This is a genomic window from Pseudomonas sp. BP01, from assembly GCF_022760795.1.
GTDB classification, from domain to species: domain Bacteria; phylum Pseudomonadota; class Gammaproteobacteria; order Pseudomonadales; family Pseudomonadaceae; genus Aquipseudomonas; species Aquipseudomonas putida_Q.
In genome coordinates this window covers 56,089-69,714 of the sequence record NZ_JAFBKA010000009.1, presented here as the reverse complement: position 1 = coordinate 69,714, position 13,626 = coordinate 56,089, and the positions used below count along the sequence as shown (strand labels likewise).

Annotated in this window: 12 protein-coding genes; 8 read left to right on the top strand and 4 right to left on the bottom strand. The window is 63.4% G+C overall.

Features of this window, described 5'->3' with window-relative positions; translation table 11 throughout:
• Positions 1-24: 24 nt before the first annotated feature.
• Entirely contained in the window at positions 25-1,449 is a 1,425-nt protein-coding gene (locus JOY50_RS10285; protein ID WP_132839676.1) for a PLP-dependent aminotransferase family protein, read from the bottom strand.
• 325 nt (positions 1,450-1,774) lie between these two features.
• Here JOY50_RS10285 and JOY50_RS10280 point away from each other — a divergent pair, with 325 nt between their 5' ends.
• Positions 1,775-3,190, top strand: a complete 1,416-nt coding sequence (locus tag JOY50_RS10280) for an amino acid permease (RefSeq protein WP_019470891.1) — start codon at positions 1,775-1,777, stop codon at positions 3,188-3,190.
• Positions 3,191-3,193: 3 nt separating this feature from the next.
• Here the strand turns inward: JOY50_RS10280 and JOY50_RS10275 are convergent, their stop codons facing one another.
• On the bottom strand, positions 3,194-3,373 hold the full coding sequence (locus tag JOY50_RS10275) for a hypothetical protein (RefSeq protein ID WP_243055177.1): 180 nt from the start codon (positions 3,371-3,373) through the stop codon (positions 3,194-3,196).
• Positions 3,374-3,565: 192 nt separating this feature from the next.
• Between JOY50_RS10275 and JOY50_RS10270 the strand changes: the two genes are divergently transcribed.
• The 4 genes from JOY50_RS10270 (at position 3,566) to tam (ending at position 8,431) form a co-directional block, all read left to right on the top strand.
• Positions 3,566-4,102, top strand: a complete 537-nt coding sequence (locus JOY50_RS10270; protein WP_132839678.1) for an RNA polymerase sigma factor — start codon at positions 3,566-3,568, stop codon at positions 4,100-4,102.
• Complete coding sequence (locus tag JOY50_RS10265; protein WP_132839679.1) at positions 4,099-4,941, top strand: FecR family protein; 843 nt, start codon at positions 4,099-4,101, stop codon at positions 4,939-4,941. The genes JOY50_RS10270 and JOY50_RS10265 overlap by 4 nt, the downstream gene beginning before the upstream one ends.
• Positions 4,942-5,086: 145 nt before the next feature.
• Positions 5,087-7,492 carry a TonB-dependent siderophore receptor gene (locus tag JOY50_RS10260; protein WP_243055162.1) on the top strand — a complete coding sequence of 802 codons (2,406 nt, stop codon included), beginning with the start codon at positions 5,087-5,089 and terminating at the stop codon, positions 7,490-7,492.
• A 162-nt stretch (positions 7,493-7,654) separates the two neighbouring features.
• Complete coding sequence (tam, locus tag JOY50_RS10255; RefSeq protein WP_243055161.1) at positions 7,655-8,431, top strand: trans-aconitate 2-methyltransferase; 777 nt, start codon at positions 7,655-7,657, stop codon at positions 8,429-8,431.
• Here the strand turns inward: tam and JOY50_RS10250 are convergent.
• On the bottom strand, positions 8,421-8,792 hold the full coding sequence (locus JOY50_RS10250) for a DUF2784 domain-containing protein (protein WP_028613502.1): 372 nt from the start codon (positions 8,790-8,792) through the stop codon (positions 8,421-8,423). The genes tam and JOY50_RS10250 overlap by 11 nt on opposite strands.
• A gap of 124 nt (positions 8,793-8,916) precedes the next feature.
• Positions 8,917-9,786 carry a LysR substrate-binding domain-containing protein gene (locus tag JOY50_RS10245; RefSeq protein ID WP_132839682.1) on the bottom strand — a complete coding sequence of 290 codons (870 nt, stop codon included), beginning with the start codon at positions 9,784-9,786 and terminating at the stop codon, positions 8,917-8,919.
• A 244-nt stretch (positions 9,787-10,030) separates the two neighbouring features.
• Here JOY50_RS10245 and JOY50_RS10240 point away from each other — a divergent pair, with 244 nt between their 5' ends.
• The 3 genes from JOY50_RS10240 to JOY50_RS10230 all read left to right on the top strand — a co-directional run bounded on the left by JOY50_RS10240 (position 10,031) and on the right by JOY50_RS10230 (position 13,562).
• On the top strand, positions 10,031-11,347 hold the full coding sequence (locus JOY50_RS10240) for an MFS transporter (RefSeq protein WP_138736750.1): 1,317 nt from the start codon (positions 10,031-10,033) through the stop codon (positions 11,345-11,347).
• A gap of 15 nt (positions 11,348-11,362) precedes the next feature.
• Entirely contained in the window at positions 11,363-12,754 is a 1,392-nt protein-coding gene (locus JOY50_RS10235) for an FAD-dependent oxidoreductase (RefSeq protein ID WP_132839685.1), read from the top strand.
• Positions 12,755-12,851: 97 nt separating this feature from the next.
• Positions 12,852-13,562, top strand: coding sequence for a YebC/PmpR family DNA-binding transcriptional regulator (locus JOY50_RS10230; RefSeq protein ID WP_016500402.1), 711 nt, complete (start codon positions 12,852-12,854; stop codon positions 13,560-13,562).
• The last annotated feature ends 64 nt before the right edge of the window (positions 13,563-13,626 follow it).

Sequence of the window (13,626 nt, the reverse complement as noted above, 5' to 3'; positions counted from 1 at the left end):
CAAGCATGAAGACGTCGTGGCGAACTACATCCCACCCCGGCGCACATGCTTGACGAACACCTTCTCCAGCAACTCCCACATCGCCGGGTCCGTACTGAACGCCACGTTGAAGCGCATCCACCCGGTCGCCTTGGCATCGACCATGAACAACTGACCAGGCCCAAGCATGATGCCTTTCTCCAGCGCATCATCCAGCAACGCAGCGCTGTCCGGAATCGCCGGGTGGCGGGTCCAGATGTACATGCCTTCATCCGATTCGGTGAACAGTTCGAAGCCCAATCGATGCAGATGCCGGCCAACTTCCTGATGCGCCTCGGCCAGCCGCTGGCGTAGGCGCTTGAGGTGCTTGCGCCAGCGGCCGTCGATGATCGCGGCGTACACCACACGCTCCATCACCTGCGAGGTGGTGAGGCCTGAGCGCATCTTCAGGTGCAGGAGTTTCTGCATCAGCTCGGGGTTGGCCAGCATGTAGCCGACCCGCACGTTGGGCGAGATGCTCTTGGAGTAGCTGCCCACGTACACCACCTGCTGCAGGTGGTCGAGGCTGGCCAGGCATGGCTGCGGCTCGGCGACCATGTCGGCATACAGGTTGTTCTCCACCAGGCGGAAGCCATGCTGGCTGGCCAGCTGCAGCAGGCGGTGCAGCTGCGGCAGCGGGGTGCGCGAACAGGTCGGGCTATGCAGGTGCGGCTGGGTGAAGAACGCCGTCGGGCGGTGGTGGGTGAGCAACTGCTCAAGCTTGTTCAGGTCGTAGCCGGCCGGGGTGCGTGGCACGCCGACCAGAGTCGCGCCCTGGGTGCGCAGGATGCTCATCAGGTTGGGATAGCCCGGGTCATCCACCAGCACCACATCGCCTGGGCGCACCAGCGTACGTGCGGCCAGGTCCAAGGCCTGGCTGGCGCCGTGGGTGAGCATCAGCTGCGCCGGGTTGGCGACGATGGAAAGCTCTTGCTGCAAATTCTGCGCAGTCAGCGTACGCAGCTCCATCAGGCCCATGGGGTCGCCGTAACCTGACAACTCCAGCGGGCTGCCGGCCACCTGGCGCAGCCCTCGACGCAGGCCGTCTTCGTACATCCAGTCGTTGGGCAGCCAGCCGCACCCCGGTTTGTAGGGCAACTGACGGATCTCGAAGATCTGTTGCAGGTACCACTCGGAGTTGAACATTGGTCGACTGGCGTCGGCCTCGGGAGTGTGCCGGTCCAGCAGTTCGCCCGCCGCACGGTTGACGAAGAATCCCGCATTGCCACGGCTCACCAGCAGCCCCTGGGCGACCAGGCGGTCGTAGGCCTCGACCACGGTGAAGGTACTCACCGAATAGCTTGCGGCAAAGGCGCGTATAGACGGCACCTTGGCGCCCGGCTTGAGCGTCTGGTTGTCGATCAACTCACGCAACCCGTCGATGATCTGGTTGACCAGCGGGGTGGAGGAGTCTGGATGTAATTCGAACATTCGGGGCCTTCAGGGTGCGTATCGCCTGGCGTTTTCAGGGTGTACTGCATGGGCGACCTGTACAGTGCAGTGCGAGATTCATGCCACTGTGCATGGCTCTCTGCGTCGGACATTTTTACATTAGGTGTCGGATATCGCCACACAAAGCATGTTCAGTTCGCTTCAGGCAGTCGTCCTGGGGCGCGTCAGCAGGCCGCCATGGAGGGCCTGCGTGTGTTCGCTCACACCATCCTGCCCGCATTAGCACTGATGTACAGGTGAAACCGCCAGCCATCGGGGTTTCACGGTTTTCCTTGGATAAAAAGAAGCACGGGGTACACAACTGATGGACGCAACATCCACAACCACCACCGCGAAAGGCGGGCACGAGAGCAAGCTCAGTGCCTCGCTGAAGTCGCGCCACCTGACGATGATGTCGATCGCCGGGGTTATTGGCGGCGCCTTGTTCGTCGGTTCCGGCAGCGTGATCCACAGCGCCGGCCCAGCCGCTGTCCTGGCCTACCTGGCGGGCGGCATCCTGGTGGTGCTGATCATGCGCATGCTGGGCGAAATGGCGACTTCCTCGCCAGACACCGGCTCGTTCTCCACCTACGCCGACCGCGCCATTGGCCGCTGGGCCGGTTTCACCATCGGCTGGCTGTACTGGTGGTACTGGGTCATCCTCATGGCCTGGGAAGCCTATGTGGCGGGCAAGATCCTGCATGGCTTCTTCCCCGACGTTAGCGTCAACGTGTTCGTGCTGGCCACGACCCTGTTGCTGATTACCGTCAACTTCTTCAACGTCAAGCATTACGGTGAGTTCGAGTTCTGGTTCGCCTTGATCAAGGTGATCGCGATCGTCTGCTTCCTGATCGTGTGTACCGCTGCCGTGATGAACGTGTGGCAGTTTGGTGAAGTGCGTGGCATCAGCCACCTCACCGCCGAAGGCTTCATGCCCAATGGCATCACCACCGTGATTGGTGCCTTGCTTGGGGTGATGTTCGCCTTCCTCGGCGCCGAAATTGTCACCATCGCCGCTTCTGAAGCCAAAGACCCGGCCGCGCAGATCGTCAAGGCCACCAACTCGGTGGTATGGCGTGTGTGCCTGTTCTACGTCGGTTCGATCTTCCTGATCGTCTGCCTGGTACCGTGGAACGACCCGCACCTGGGCGTTTCCGGCTATGGCGCCTACCGCCGTACCCTGGAACTGCTGGGCGTGCCGTATGCCGAGCTGCTGATGAACTTCGTGGTGCTGACTTCGGTGAGTAGTTGCCTGATCTCGGGCCACTACACCGCTTCGCGCATGCTGTTCTCCCTGGCCCAGCGTGGGGATGCGCCGTCGTTCTTCAAGATCACCCGCGCCGGCACTGGTGTACCGGTGTACGCGATCATGGGCTCGTGCGCTGTGGCCGTGGTATGCGCGCTGATCAACTTCAGCGAGACCCTGCGCCCGAAAGACGTGCTGGATACCCTGATGAACACCACGGGCATGATCGCCCTGCTGGTGTACCTGGTAATTGCCTTCTCGCAGCTGCGCATGCGCCGCAAGCTGATTGCCGAAGGCAAGGAAGTACGCCTGAAGATGTGGCTGTTCCCGTGGCTGACCTACCTGGTGATCGCGTTCATCGTGGCCGCCCTGGTAACCATGGCCTTCATGCCTGACTACCAGATCCTGGTGATTTCCACCGGTATCGCGGCGGCAGTCGTGGTGGCAATGGGTGTGGTGCACCAGATCCGTTCTGGTAACAGCAAGCAGCACTAAGCGTCACTCGTGTCTGGAAACGGCCGGCTCCCTCTGGGACCCGGCCGTTTCGCGTTGTTGGGCCTGGGGTTTTTCTGCGGGCATGTGGAAGCGCTGGTTCATCCACGGCGAGCCGAGCAGGGCGGCGGTGGCAATCAGGGCGAGGATGGCGAGGGCGATGTAGGTCTTCATGGGCATGCGCATACATGGACTGACTTCAAGATAGATGGTCAGTTCCGGCCTCATCGCCGGCAAGCCAGCTCCCACAGGGTCACCATAACGGCTGGGTACAGTGATCTTCTGTGGGAGCTGGCTTGCCGGCGATGAGGCCATAGCAGACAAACACAGGTCTGCGCCCCTACAATGCGAAGCATTATCACTTGGCGCCGGCCCTCCATGTCTAATACACCGCCCAACCAGGAACTGCTTGACGCGCTGGCGTTGCACTATGACGACCTGGTTCGCTACATCCGCCAGCGCTTTCGCGACCGCCATTTTGCCCGCGACCTGGTTCACGACGTCTATCTGCAGATTCTCGACAAGCCACCCCGCCAGCGCATTTCGCTGCCGCTGGCATTTCTGCGCAAGGTCACCTTCAACCGGGCCATCGACCGGGTGCGTGCCGAATCGCTGCGTGCCGATTATCTGGCCACCGCCAGCCATGATGAACAGGCCCTGGACAGCTGGGACGGTGCGCGCGAACTGGATTTCGAGCAACAGCTGCATGCCCTGCTGGCGATTATCGAGGCCCTGCCGGCACGTCAGCGCCAGGTGTTCCTGCTGCACCGCATTCATGGCATGGCTCAGCGTGACATCGCCGCCGAGCTGGAGATCTCGGTCAACATGGTCACCCAGCACTTCAACCGGGCGTTGCGTACCATCGCCAGTCGCTGGGAACCGGCCCGGCGCCTGCATGGCGAGGGGCGGGCATGAGCCAGGGCAAGCGTGAAAGCAAACCCCAGGCTGACCCGTTGGAGGCGTTCAGCGAAGCCCTGCGTGAGCGGGTGGCGTCCCGCGAGGCGTTGCTCGCTGAAGGCAAAGCCATGACCGCACGCCGGCGCAAGGCCGGCAAGGCGGCCAAGGCCAGCCTGCTGTCGTTGCTGCTGGCGGGCAGCCTGTGGTGGCTGGACCCTGCCTGGCATACCGAGCAGGTTCTGATGGCCGTGGGTACGCCGCGCGAACTGGTGCTGGCGGACGGCAGCCAGGTGGTGCTGGATTCCGGTAGCCGTCTGCAGATTGAACGGCGCTTGCGCAGCCGGCAACTGGAGCTGCTCGAAGGGCAGGCGCGGTTTACCGTAGTGCATGCCGATGCGCCGTTCATTGTGCGCAGCCAAGGCGTGCGGGTGCGTGATATCGGTACGGTGTTCGATGTGCGCAGCGATGTGCGTGGCGTGCGGGTAGGGGTGCTGGAAGGCGCGGTAGAGGTCGGCATTGAGCGCGGCGTCGTGCAGCCACTGCGGGCTGGGCAGCAAGTGCTGGTGGCCGCAGGTGAACTGGGGGCGGTGCAGGCCGTGCCGTCGAGCGCGATGGCTGCTTGGGGCAGTTCGATGTTGCGCTTTGACGGCACACCCTTGCGCGATGCAATTGTGGATTTACAGCGCTACAGCGAACTGCCGCTGCGGCTGGCGGATGAACGCACCGGCGGTTTGCGCTTGTCGGGTGAGTTCGACAGCCGACAAGTGCGGGCGTTGCTGGAGCAGTTACCGGCGGTGTTGCCAGTGGCGGTGGTGCGCGCGGCGGATGGCGGCCTTGTCATTGGCCGGGTTGATTGATCCCCCTGTTCTGGCCCTTTCGCGGGCATGCCCGCGAAAGGACCAGAACAGGCAACCGATAATTATTTTCATTGGCACATCAACATTCGCTCATGGCCAACCGCCATCCCCATGAAGTCATTTGAATCGTTCATATGGGGAACACATGGGTAACCACCTTTCACCGCTGACGCTGCTGGCTGCCAGCCTGCTGACCTGCGCCACCGTCCAGGCGCAGGATGCCACCTTCAGCCTGGACATCCCGGCCCAACGCCTGGACCGCTCGCTAAACGCCCTGGCCCAGCAGACCGACACCCGCATCCTGTTTTCCACCGATGCTGCCGAGGGCCGTCAGGCGGCCGCCGTGCAAGGGCGCATGAGCGTCGCCCAGGCCTTGCAGCAGCTGCTTGCCGGCTCGGGCCTGCAGTTGCAGCGGGCAGGTGAGGGTTACCTGATAGGTGCGCCGGCCAGTGGCCCGGCGCTGGAACTGGGCGCTATCAACATCGACAGCCAGCGTTACGGCAACAGCACCGACGGCACCGGTGCCTACACCTTGGGCACTACACGCGCCGGTACAGGCCTTGACCTGTCGCCGCGCGAAACGCCGCAGTCGATCAGCGTGGTCACCCGCCAGCGCATGGACGACCAGGGCCTGAACGACCTCACCGAAGTGTTGCAGCAAACCCCGGGCCTGTCGGTCCAAAGCCTTGGCAGTGAGCGGTTCAACATCTACTCGCGTGGCTATTCGGTAGACAACTACCAGTTCGACGGCATCCCCACCACCCTCGATATCGTCAGCCAGGTGTCGGCGCAAAGCCTGGCCGACATGGCCATCTACGACCATGTGGAGGTGCTGCGCGGTGCCACCGGCCTGCTTACCGGCGCAGGTGACCCTTCTGCCACTATCAATCTGGTGCGCAAGCGGCCCACCGCCGAGTTCAAGGGGCATGTCAGCGCTGGGCTGGGGTCGTGGAACAAGTACCGCACCGAGGTCGACCTGTCCGGGCCGTTGATCCCCACCGGCAATGTGCGTGGGCGCATGGTTGCCGCCTACCAGCAGAACGACAGCTTCGTCGACCATTACCACCAGGAAAAGCAGGTGTTCTACGGCATCCTGGAGGCCGACCTGAGCGACACCACTTTGCTCACCGTGGGCGCTGACTATCAGCGCAACCGGCCAGAGGGCTCGTCCTCTGTGGCCTTCCCGCTGTTCTACAGCAATGGTGAGCAAACTGATTTTTCCCGCTCCACCAACAGCGCCGCGCGCTGGAGCAGCAACCCCCAGGACGCGCTGAACACTTTTGCCAGCCTCGAGCAGAAACTGGGGCACGACTGGAGCCTGCGGCTGGCAGTGAACCAGATGTACATCAACCGCGACGACTACAGCCTGGCCACCGCCAGCTGGGGCTTCCCCGACAAGCAGACCGGCGAGGGCGTGCGCCTGTACGGCGGTGCCGGCAGCACCTGGCAGAAGCAGGTTGGCGTGGATGCCCAGCTCAAGGGGCCATTCGAGGCATTCGGCCGCCAGCATGACCTGGTGCTGGGCTACAACTTCTCCCGCTACCAGAACCACCACGACCCGCTGCGCGGCACCGCGATCGAAGGCACCCGGGTCAACTTCTACGACTGGGACAACTACACCACCAAGCCTGACACCGGTAATGGCAAGCTGTACGACGGCGACACCAGCATCTACCAGAGCGGTACCTACCTGGCCACGCGCCTGCGGCCCACCGACCACCTGTCGCTGATCCTGGGCGCCCGGGTCAGTAACTACCGCTACCGCTACGACCTCAGCACGCAGCCGAACAAGATCCCGGGTAACCGTGAAAGCGGCGTGGTCACGCCCTATGCCGGTGTGGTCTACGCGTTGAACGACATTCACTCGGTCTATGCCAGCTACACCAGTATCTTCAAGCCGCAGACGGTACGTGATGCCAGCGGCGCAACGCTGGCGCCGCGCGAGGGCGACAACTACGAAGTCGGCCTGAAAAGCGAGTATTTTGACGGGCGCTTGCAAACCAGCGTCGCTGCGTTCGAGATCAAGCAGGACAACCTTGCCGTGGTCGACCCAGGCCGAGTTGTGCCAGGTACCACCACGGCGGCCTATGAAGCGATTTCCGGTGCCACCACGCGTGGCTTCGAAGTGGAAGCCAGCGGTGAGTTGCAGCCGGGCTGGAACCTCACCGCCAGCTACAACCACAGCATCATCAAGGATGCCGACGGCGAGCGCATCAACACCGTGTTTCCGGCCAACATGGTCAAGCTGTGGACCACGTACCGCCTGCCGGGCGAGCTGGACCGCCTGACCGTGGGTGGCGGCATGAACTGGCAGAGCGGCACGCACTTCACCGCCGCGCCTGCCGAACTGGGTACGGTCAAGGCCAAGCAAGGGCAGTTCGCCGTGTTCAACCTCATGGGCCGCTTCCAGATCACCGACCAGCTTTCCACCACGCTGAACGTCAACAACCTGTTCGACAAGAAGTACCTCAGTGCGCTGGATACCACGTTCTACAGTGGCTATTACGGCGAGCCACGCAACCTCATGCTAACCACCCGCTGGGACTTCTGAAAACGGGTCAAGGCCTCATCGCCGGCAAGCCAGCTCCCACAAGGGCATCATCGCCTTCAAGTGTTGCACTGTCCCTGTGGGAGCTGGCTTGCCGGCGATAGGGCCCTCACAGTCGACAGATGGCATATGCTAGGCACATTGCCCGCCCAAAAGGAGCCCCACATGGCTTGGTCCGCCAACCAGTATTCCCTGTTCGAAGACGAACGCACCCGTGCCGTACGCGACCTGCTCGCCGCCATTCCGTCACGCCCGGTGCGCCATGCCACCGACCTGGGCTGCGGCCCGGGCAATTCCACCGAGGTGTTGCTGCAACGCTACCCCGATGCCCAGGTGACCGCGCTGGACAGCGACCCGGACATGATTGACAAGGCCCGCGAGCGCAAACGGCTGTGCATCCCACGGGTACGTACGGTCATCGCCGACATTGCCGGCTGGTCTTCCCCCGAGCCGCAGGACCTGATCCTGGCCAATGCCTCGCTGCAATGGGTACCTGACCACGCCTCGCTGTACCCGCACCTGGTACGCCAGTTGAGTGAAGGCGCCAGCCTGGCCGTGCAGACCCCCGACAACCTTGACGAACCGGCCCATCGGCAGTTGCGCGAGATTGCCAGCCAAGGCCCCTTGGCGGCGAAATTCGCCGATTTCCAGTTGCCGCCACGGCACGGTGCGGCGTTCTACTACGACTTGCTCAGCCCGCTGTGTGCGCGGGTGGATGTGTGGCGCACCACCTATCACCACCCTTTGGTGGGCGGTGCCGAAGCGGTGGTGGAGTGGTTCAAGGGTTCGGCGTTGCGGCCTTACCTGGCCAGGCTTGATGAGCAGGAGCAGGCTGACTTCCTGCAGATGTACTTGCAGGCCATGCAGCGCGACTACCCGCCGGCTACCGATGGCAAGGTGCTGCTGCCGTTCCCCCGGTTGTTCGTGGTCGCTACCCGCTAGGGCGGTGCCAGCGCCAGGCCACATAGCTGTAGATGCCCAGGTTGAGCAGCAGCACGATGCTGCCCAACAGCAATTGAGTGTGCGGTGTCAGCCCGGCGGGGTAGATCAGTGGCCAGATGTAGTGTTCGACAAAGCCGGCCTGGTAGCCTGCGTCACCTGCGGCGCTGCGCATGCGGTTTTCCCAGGTGGTGAGCGGGCAGCCCAGGTGCAGGTATTCCACCGCCAGGCCCCAGGCCAGGACCGGCAGGTGGATGAACAGGGCAGGGCGCCACTTGAGCACCAGCAGGCCGCCGAACAGCACCAGCAGGATGAAGGCCAGGTGCAGCAGGACCAGGGTGTCGGCGGCCAGGCGGTAGAGCATGGTGGTTGTTTCGTGGGTTGAGGTTATCCCAGCATAGCTGCATGGCTTGTACTGGCCTCTTCGCTACAGGTTATCGCATTCCTCTGTAGGAGCAGCCTTGTGCTGCGAAAGGGCCGGTACAGGCTTACAACCCTTCTTCAACCACCTGCAAAAAGGTCGCCACGACACGCCGCGTACGCTGCTCGCTCAGGCACACCAGCGTCTCGGTCAAATGCCGCTGGCAATCCACAATCGGTAACGCACACACCCGCGCATCGGCGCCAAACTCCGCCGCCGATACCACCCCCACGCCAATCCCTACCACCACCGCCTCACGCGCCGCTTCCCGGCCCTCCACCTGTATCGCCGGGCGAATCCGCAAACCCGCGCGTTGCATCTCTTCTTCCAGCGTCTGTCGCGTCACCGAACCGGGCTCGCGCAGCACCAGTGGCATGTCATCAAGGTCTGCCAGGCTGATCGAGCCACGGCTGGCCCACGGGTGGTGGTGCGAAACAAACGCCACCATCGGGTCGCGGCGCAGCGGCAGGCAATGCAGGCGCTCATCGTCGACATCCCGGCCGAGCAAGGCCAGGTCGGCCTGATAGCTGAACAGCCGCGCAAGTGACTCGTCGGTATTGCCCGTTTCGATCTTCACCTGGATGCCCGGGTAGCGCTGGCAAAAGCGGGCGATCTGCGGCAGCACGTGCACCGGGGCATCCACGGCCAGCACCAGGCTGCCGGTGTGCAGCGCGCGCGAATCGTGCAGCAGCTCCTGGGCCTCGGCCTCGCAGGCGAACAGCCGCTGGCTGATGCCCAGCAGTCGCTCGCCAAGGTCGGTGAGCTGCACCGAACGCTTGTTGCGGTGGAACAGCAATACGCCGAAGCGCTCCTCCAGTTTGCGCACCTGGTCCGACACCGCTGGCTGGGTCAGGAACAGCTTTTGCGCAGCGCGGGTAAAGCTGCCGTGCACGGCCACCGCATGGAAGGCCTTGAGTTGTGCGTGGGAAACCGACATGGCTGACCTCAGTAACAAGCTTGGCTTATGTGTGTAATACGATAAATCGATTTTATTTATCTTAGCGCAACTGTTTCCATAGATGTCAGCCCGATGCTGGCACCACGAATGCCGCCTGGGCCATGGTACCCACACGGTGCCATCTGACCCGATGACAGCCTCGTCATCGCTGTGCGTAACACAAGAACAAGACAGGCGTTTCTTCACATTCTGCCGGCACACTTGAGCAAGAGGTCAGACTCACATGAATCAATCCCTAGCCGCGTTCAAACGCTGGCGCATCCAGATTTTCGCCATCACCTGGCTGGCCTACGCCGCCTTCTATTTCACCCGCAAAGCCTTCTCGGTAGCCAAGCTCGGCATCGCTGAAGACCCAAGCTTCATGCTCGACAAGGCCGCAATGGCCAACCTCGACGCCATCTACCTGGCCGCCTACGCCGTGGGCCAGTTCACCTGGGGCATGCTAGCCGACCGCTTCGGCCCGCGGGTGGTGGTGCTTGGCGGGCTGCTGATTTCTGCAGTGGCGGCGGTGGTGATGGGCAGTTACGCCACCTTCCCGATCTTTGCCACCTGCATGCTGGTGCAGGGCCTCGCGCAGTCCACCGGCTGGGCCGGGTTGTGCAAGAACATCGGCAGCTTTTTCCCAGCCTCTCAGCGCGGGCGGGTGCTGGGCCTGTGGAGTTCCTGCTATGCCTTCGGTGGCCTTGTAGCCTCACCGTTCGCAGGTTGGTGGGCCTATACCCTGGTGGGCACCTGGCACGCAGCGTTCTTCTCCAGTGCCGCCGTGGTGGCGCTGGTGGCCGTGCTGTTTTTCTTCCTGCAGCGCAACAAGCCTGAAGACGTCGGCCTGCCGGCAGTAGAGCCCGAGCCGCAGAGCATGGCGCCGGGCGGCAACCTGTGCAGCGTGTGGGCACCCCTGAGGGAGATCCTGCGCAACCGCACGGTGCTGACCCTGGGGCTTGCGTACTTCCTGTTGAAGCCGGCGCGCTACGCCATCCTGCTGTGGGGACCGGTGATCGTCTTCGAGCAGATGCCTTCTGTGGGCAAGGTTGGCGCAGCGATCATCCCGACTGCCTTCGAGCTGGCCGGGCTGCTCGGCCCGATCCTCATCGGCCTGGCCTCCGACAAGCTGTTCGGCGCCCGGCGCATGCCGGCCTGTGTCATCAGCCTGGTGCTGCTGACCGTGACGCTGGCCGGGTTCATGGCGGCCATGCACACCGGCAACGTGTTGCTGGTGGTGGCATTGCTGTTTGTCATGGGTCTGACCCTGTACGGGCCCGACTCAATGATCAGCGGCGCTGCGGCCATCGACTTCGGCACGGCCAAGGCCGGTGCCACCGCCGCCGGGTTCGTCAATGGCTGCGGCTCGGTGGGGGCGGTGCTGGGCGGTCTGCTACCGGGCTACTTCGATGGCGTCACGGTGTTCATCGTGTTCGCCGGCTGCGCGCTGTTCTCGGCGCTGGTACTGCTGCCGCACTGGAACAGCCGCCCGGCCAGTGATGCACAAAGCACCGACGTGGCACCGAATACCAGCATGGCAATCAAGCCACTGCGTACCTGAAAGGAAAGCAAGCGAATGAGACCCTTCTGGCTGCAACAGGCCCTGGATTCGGCGCAAGAAGCGGTGTGCCCGCCGCTGCAGGGCGATACCGGTTGCGATGTGTGCATTGTCGGTGGTGGCTACACCGGCCTGTGGACGGCGCTGATGCTCAAGGAGGCGGTACCGGCCCTGGATGTGGTGCTGATCGAGGCCGACATCTGTGGCGCCGGTGCCAGTGGCCGCAATGGTGGCTGCGCGTTGTCCTGGTCGGCCAAGTACTTCACCCTCGAGCGCCTGTTCGGCATGGCCGAGGCGGTGCGCCTGGTGCGCGAGTCAGAGCGCAGCATCGGGGACATCGGCGCGTTCTGCGCGGCCAATGGCATCGACTGCGACTATCGGCTGGACGGCACGTTGTATACCGCCACCAACACGGCCCAGGTCGGCGCCACCGATGCGGTCATCGCCGCGCTGGAGCACAAGGGGATCAACTCTTTCCACCGCCTGCCGCTGGAGCAGGTGCAGCGTCTGGCGGGTTCGGCGCGGCACCTGGAGGGCTGGTTCTCGCCGGCTGCCGCCACGGTGCAGCCGGGCAAGCTGGTGCGCGGCCTGCGCCGGGTGGCCTTGCAGCGCGGCGTGCGCATTCATGAAGGCACAGCCATGACCGGCCTGGAGCACGGTGCCCCGGTGCAGGTACGCACCGCTCATGGCACAGTGCGCGCCGACCGCGTGGTGCTGGGCCTCAATGCCTGGATGGCGCGTGCCTTCCCGCAGTTCGAGCGCAGCGTGGCGATCGTTTCCAGCGATATGGTGATTACCGAGCCGTGCCCCGAACTGCTAAGCCAGATCGGTCTGGACAGCGGCATCAGCGTGCTCGACTCGCGTATTTTCGTGCATTACTACCACAACACCTCTGATGGCCGGCTGATGCTTGGCAAGGGCGGCAACACGTTTGCCTATGGCGGGCGCATGCTGCCGGTATTCGACCAGCCGTCGCCGTACCGGCCATTGCTGGGCGAAACCCTTGGCGAGTTTTTCCCGGCCTTGGCCGAGGTGCCGCTGGCGGCCAGCTGGAACGGGCCGTCGGACCGCTCGGTAACCGGTTTGCCGTTCTTTGGCCGGTTGGACGGGCAGGGCAACGTGTTCTACGGCTTTGGTTACTCCGGTAGCGGCGTTGGCCCGTGTCATATGGGCGGGCAGATTCTTTCGTCGCTGGCGCTGGGGCTGGATAACCCGTGGACCCGTTCGCCGCTGGTCAAGGGGCCGCTGGGGCTGTTCCCGCCCGAACCGATCCGCTACCTGGGCTCGCTGATGGTGCGCAATGCCATCCGGCGCAAGGAGCGCGCCGAGGATCACGGCTTGCGGCCGCGTCGGCTGGATGTGCGCCTGGCGCGGTTTGCGGCGGCGGCGGGCAAAGCCGATAAAGGCTGATGAGATTTCTTGTCGATCCCATGCCTGAGGGCGTATAAAATGCACCCACTTTTGGCCGGTCGCTTCCTGAACCGGCCGCTGAAACAAGAGAGTCGACATGGGCGCACAGTGGAAAGCCAAACATAGAGAAACAGCGGCCAATGCCAAAGGCAAGGTCATGGGCAAGCTGTCCAAGGAAATCCAGATCGCTGCCAAATCGGGCGCCGATCCCGACATGAACCCACGCCTGCGCCTGGCCATCGTGCAAGCCAAGAAGGCTTCGATGACCCGCGAAACGCTGGAACGGGCGATTCGCAAGGGCGCTGGTCTGGACGGTGATACCGTGCAGTACTCGGCAGTCAGCTACGAAGGTTTCGCGCCGCACCAGGTACCGTTGATCGTCGAGTGCCTCACCGACAACGTCAACCGCACTGTCGCGCAAATCCGCGTGCTGTTCCGCAAGGGCCAGCTGGGCGCCAGCGGCTCGGTGGCCTGGGACTTCAACCACGTCGGCCTGATCGAAGCTACCCCGGAAGGGGACGCCGACCCGGAAATGGCCGCCATCGAAGCCGGCGCCCAGGACTTCGAAGAAGGTGAAGAAGAGGGCTCCACCCTGTTCATCACCGACACCACTGACCTGGATGCCGTGCAAAAGGCATTGCCGGAGCATGGCTTTACCGTGACCTCGGCGAAGATCGGCTACACCCCGAAGAACCCGGTGAGCGCAGCCAGCCTGAGTGCTGAAGCACTGGCTGAGGTTGAAGCGTTCCTCGAAGCGATCGACGAGAACGATGACGTGCAGAACGTCTATGTTGGTCTCACCGCCTGACCTGCTGATCCGGGGCCGCTTTGCGGCCCAATCGCCGGCAAGCCAGCTCCCACAGGGTCCCCAC

What these genes read in the sequence shown, in the direction of transcription:
- JOY50_RS10275 (WP_243055177.1), bottom strand. Translation starts at nt 3,373, where the DNA reads ATGCGCATGCCCATGAAGACCTACATCGCCCTCGCCATCCTCGCCCTG.
- JOY50_RS10235 (WP_132839685.1), top strand. Translation starts at nt 11,363, where the DNA reads ATGAGACCCTTCTGGCTGCAACAGGCCCTGGATTCGGCGCAAGAAGCG.
- JOY50_RS10280 (WP_019470891.1), top strand. Translation starts at nt 1,775, where the DNA reads ATGGACGCAACATCCACAACCACCACCGCGAAAGGCGGGCACGAGAGC.
- JOY50_RS10265 (WP_132839679.1), top strand. Translation starts at nt 4,099, where the DNA reads ATGAGCCAGGGCAAGCGTGAAAGCAAACCCCAGGCTGACCCGTTGGAG.
- tam (WP_243055161.1), top strand. Translation starts at nt 7,655, where the DNA reads ATGGCTTGGTCCGCCAACCAGTATTCCCTGTTCGAAGACGAACGCACC.
- JOY50_RS10285 (WP_132839676.1), bottom strand. Translation starts at nt 1,449, where the DNA reads ATGTTCGAATTACATCCAGACTCCTCCACCCCGCTGGTCAACCAGATC.
- JOY50_RS10250 (WP_028613502.1), bottom strand. Translation starts at nt 8,792, where the DNA reads ATGCTCTACCGCCTGGCCGCCGACACCCTGGTCCTGCTGCACCTGGCC.
- JOY50_RS10245 (WP_132839682.1), bottom strand. Translation starts at nt 9,786, where the DNA reads ATGTCGGTTTCCCACGCACAACTCAAGGCCTTCCATGCGGTGGCCGTG.
- JOY50_RS10230 (WP_016500402.1), top strand. Translation starts at nt 12,852, where the DNA reads ATGGGCGCACAGTGGAAAGCCAAACATAGAGAAACAGCGGCCAATGCC.
- JOY50_RS10260 (WP_243055162.1), top strand. Translation starts at nt 5,087, where the DNA reads ATGGGTAACCACCTTTCACCGCTGACGCTGCTGGCTGCCAGCCTGCTG.
- JOY50_RS10240 (WP_138736750.1), top strand. Translation starts at nt 10,031, where the DNA reads ATGAATCAATCCCTAGCCGCGTTCAAACGCTGGCGCATCCAGATTTTC.
- JOY50_RS10270 (WP_132839678.1), top strand. Translation starts at nt 3,566, where the DNA reads ATGTCTAATACACCGCCCAACCAGGAACTGCTTGACGCGCTGGCGTTG.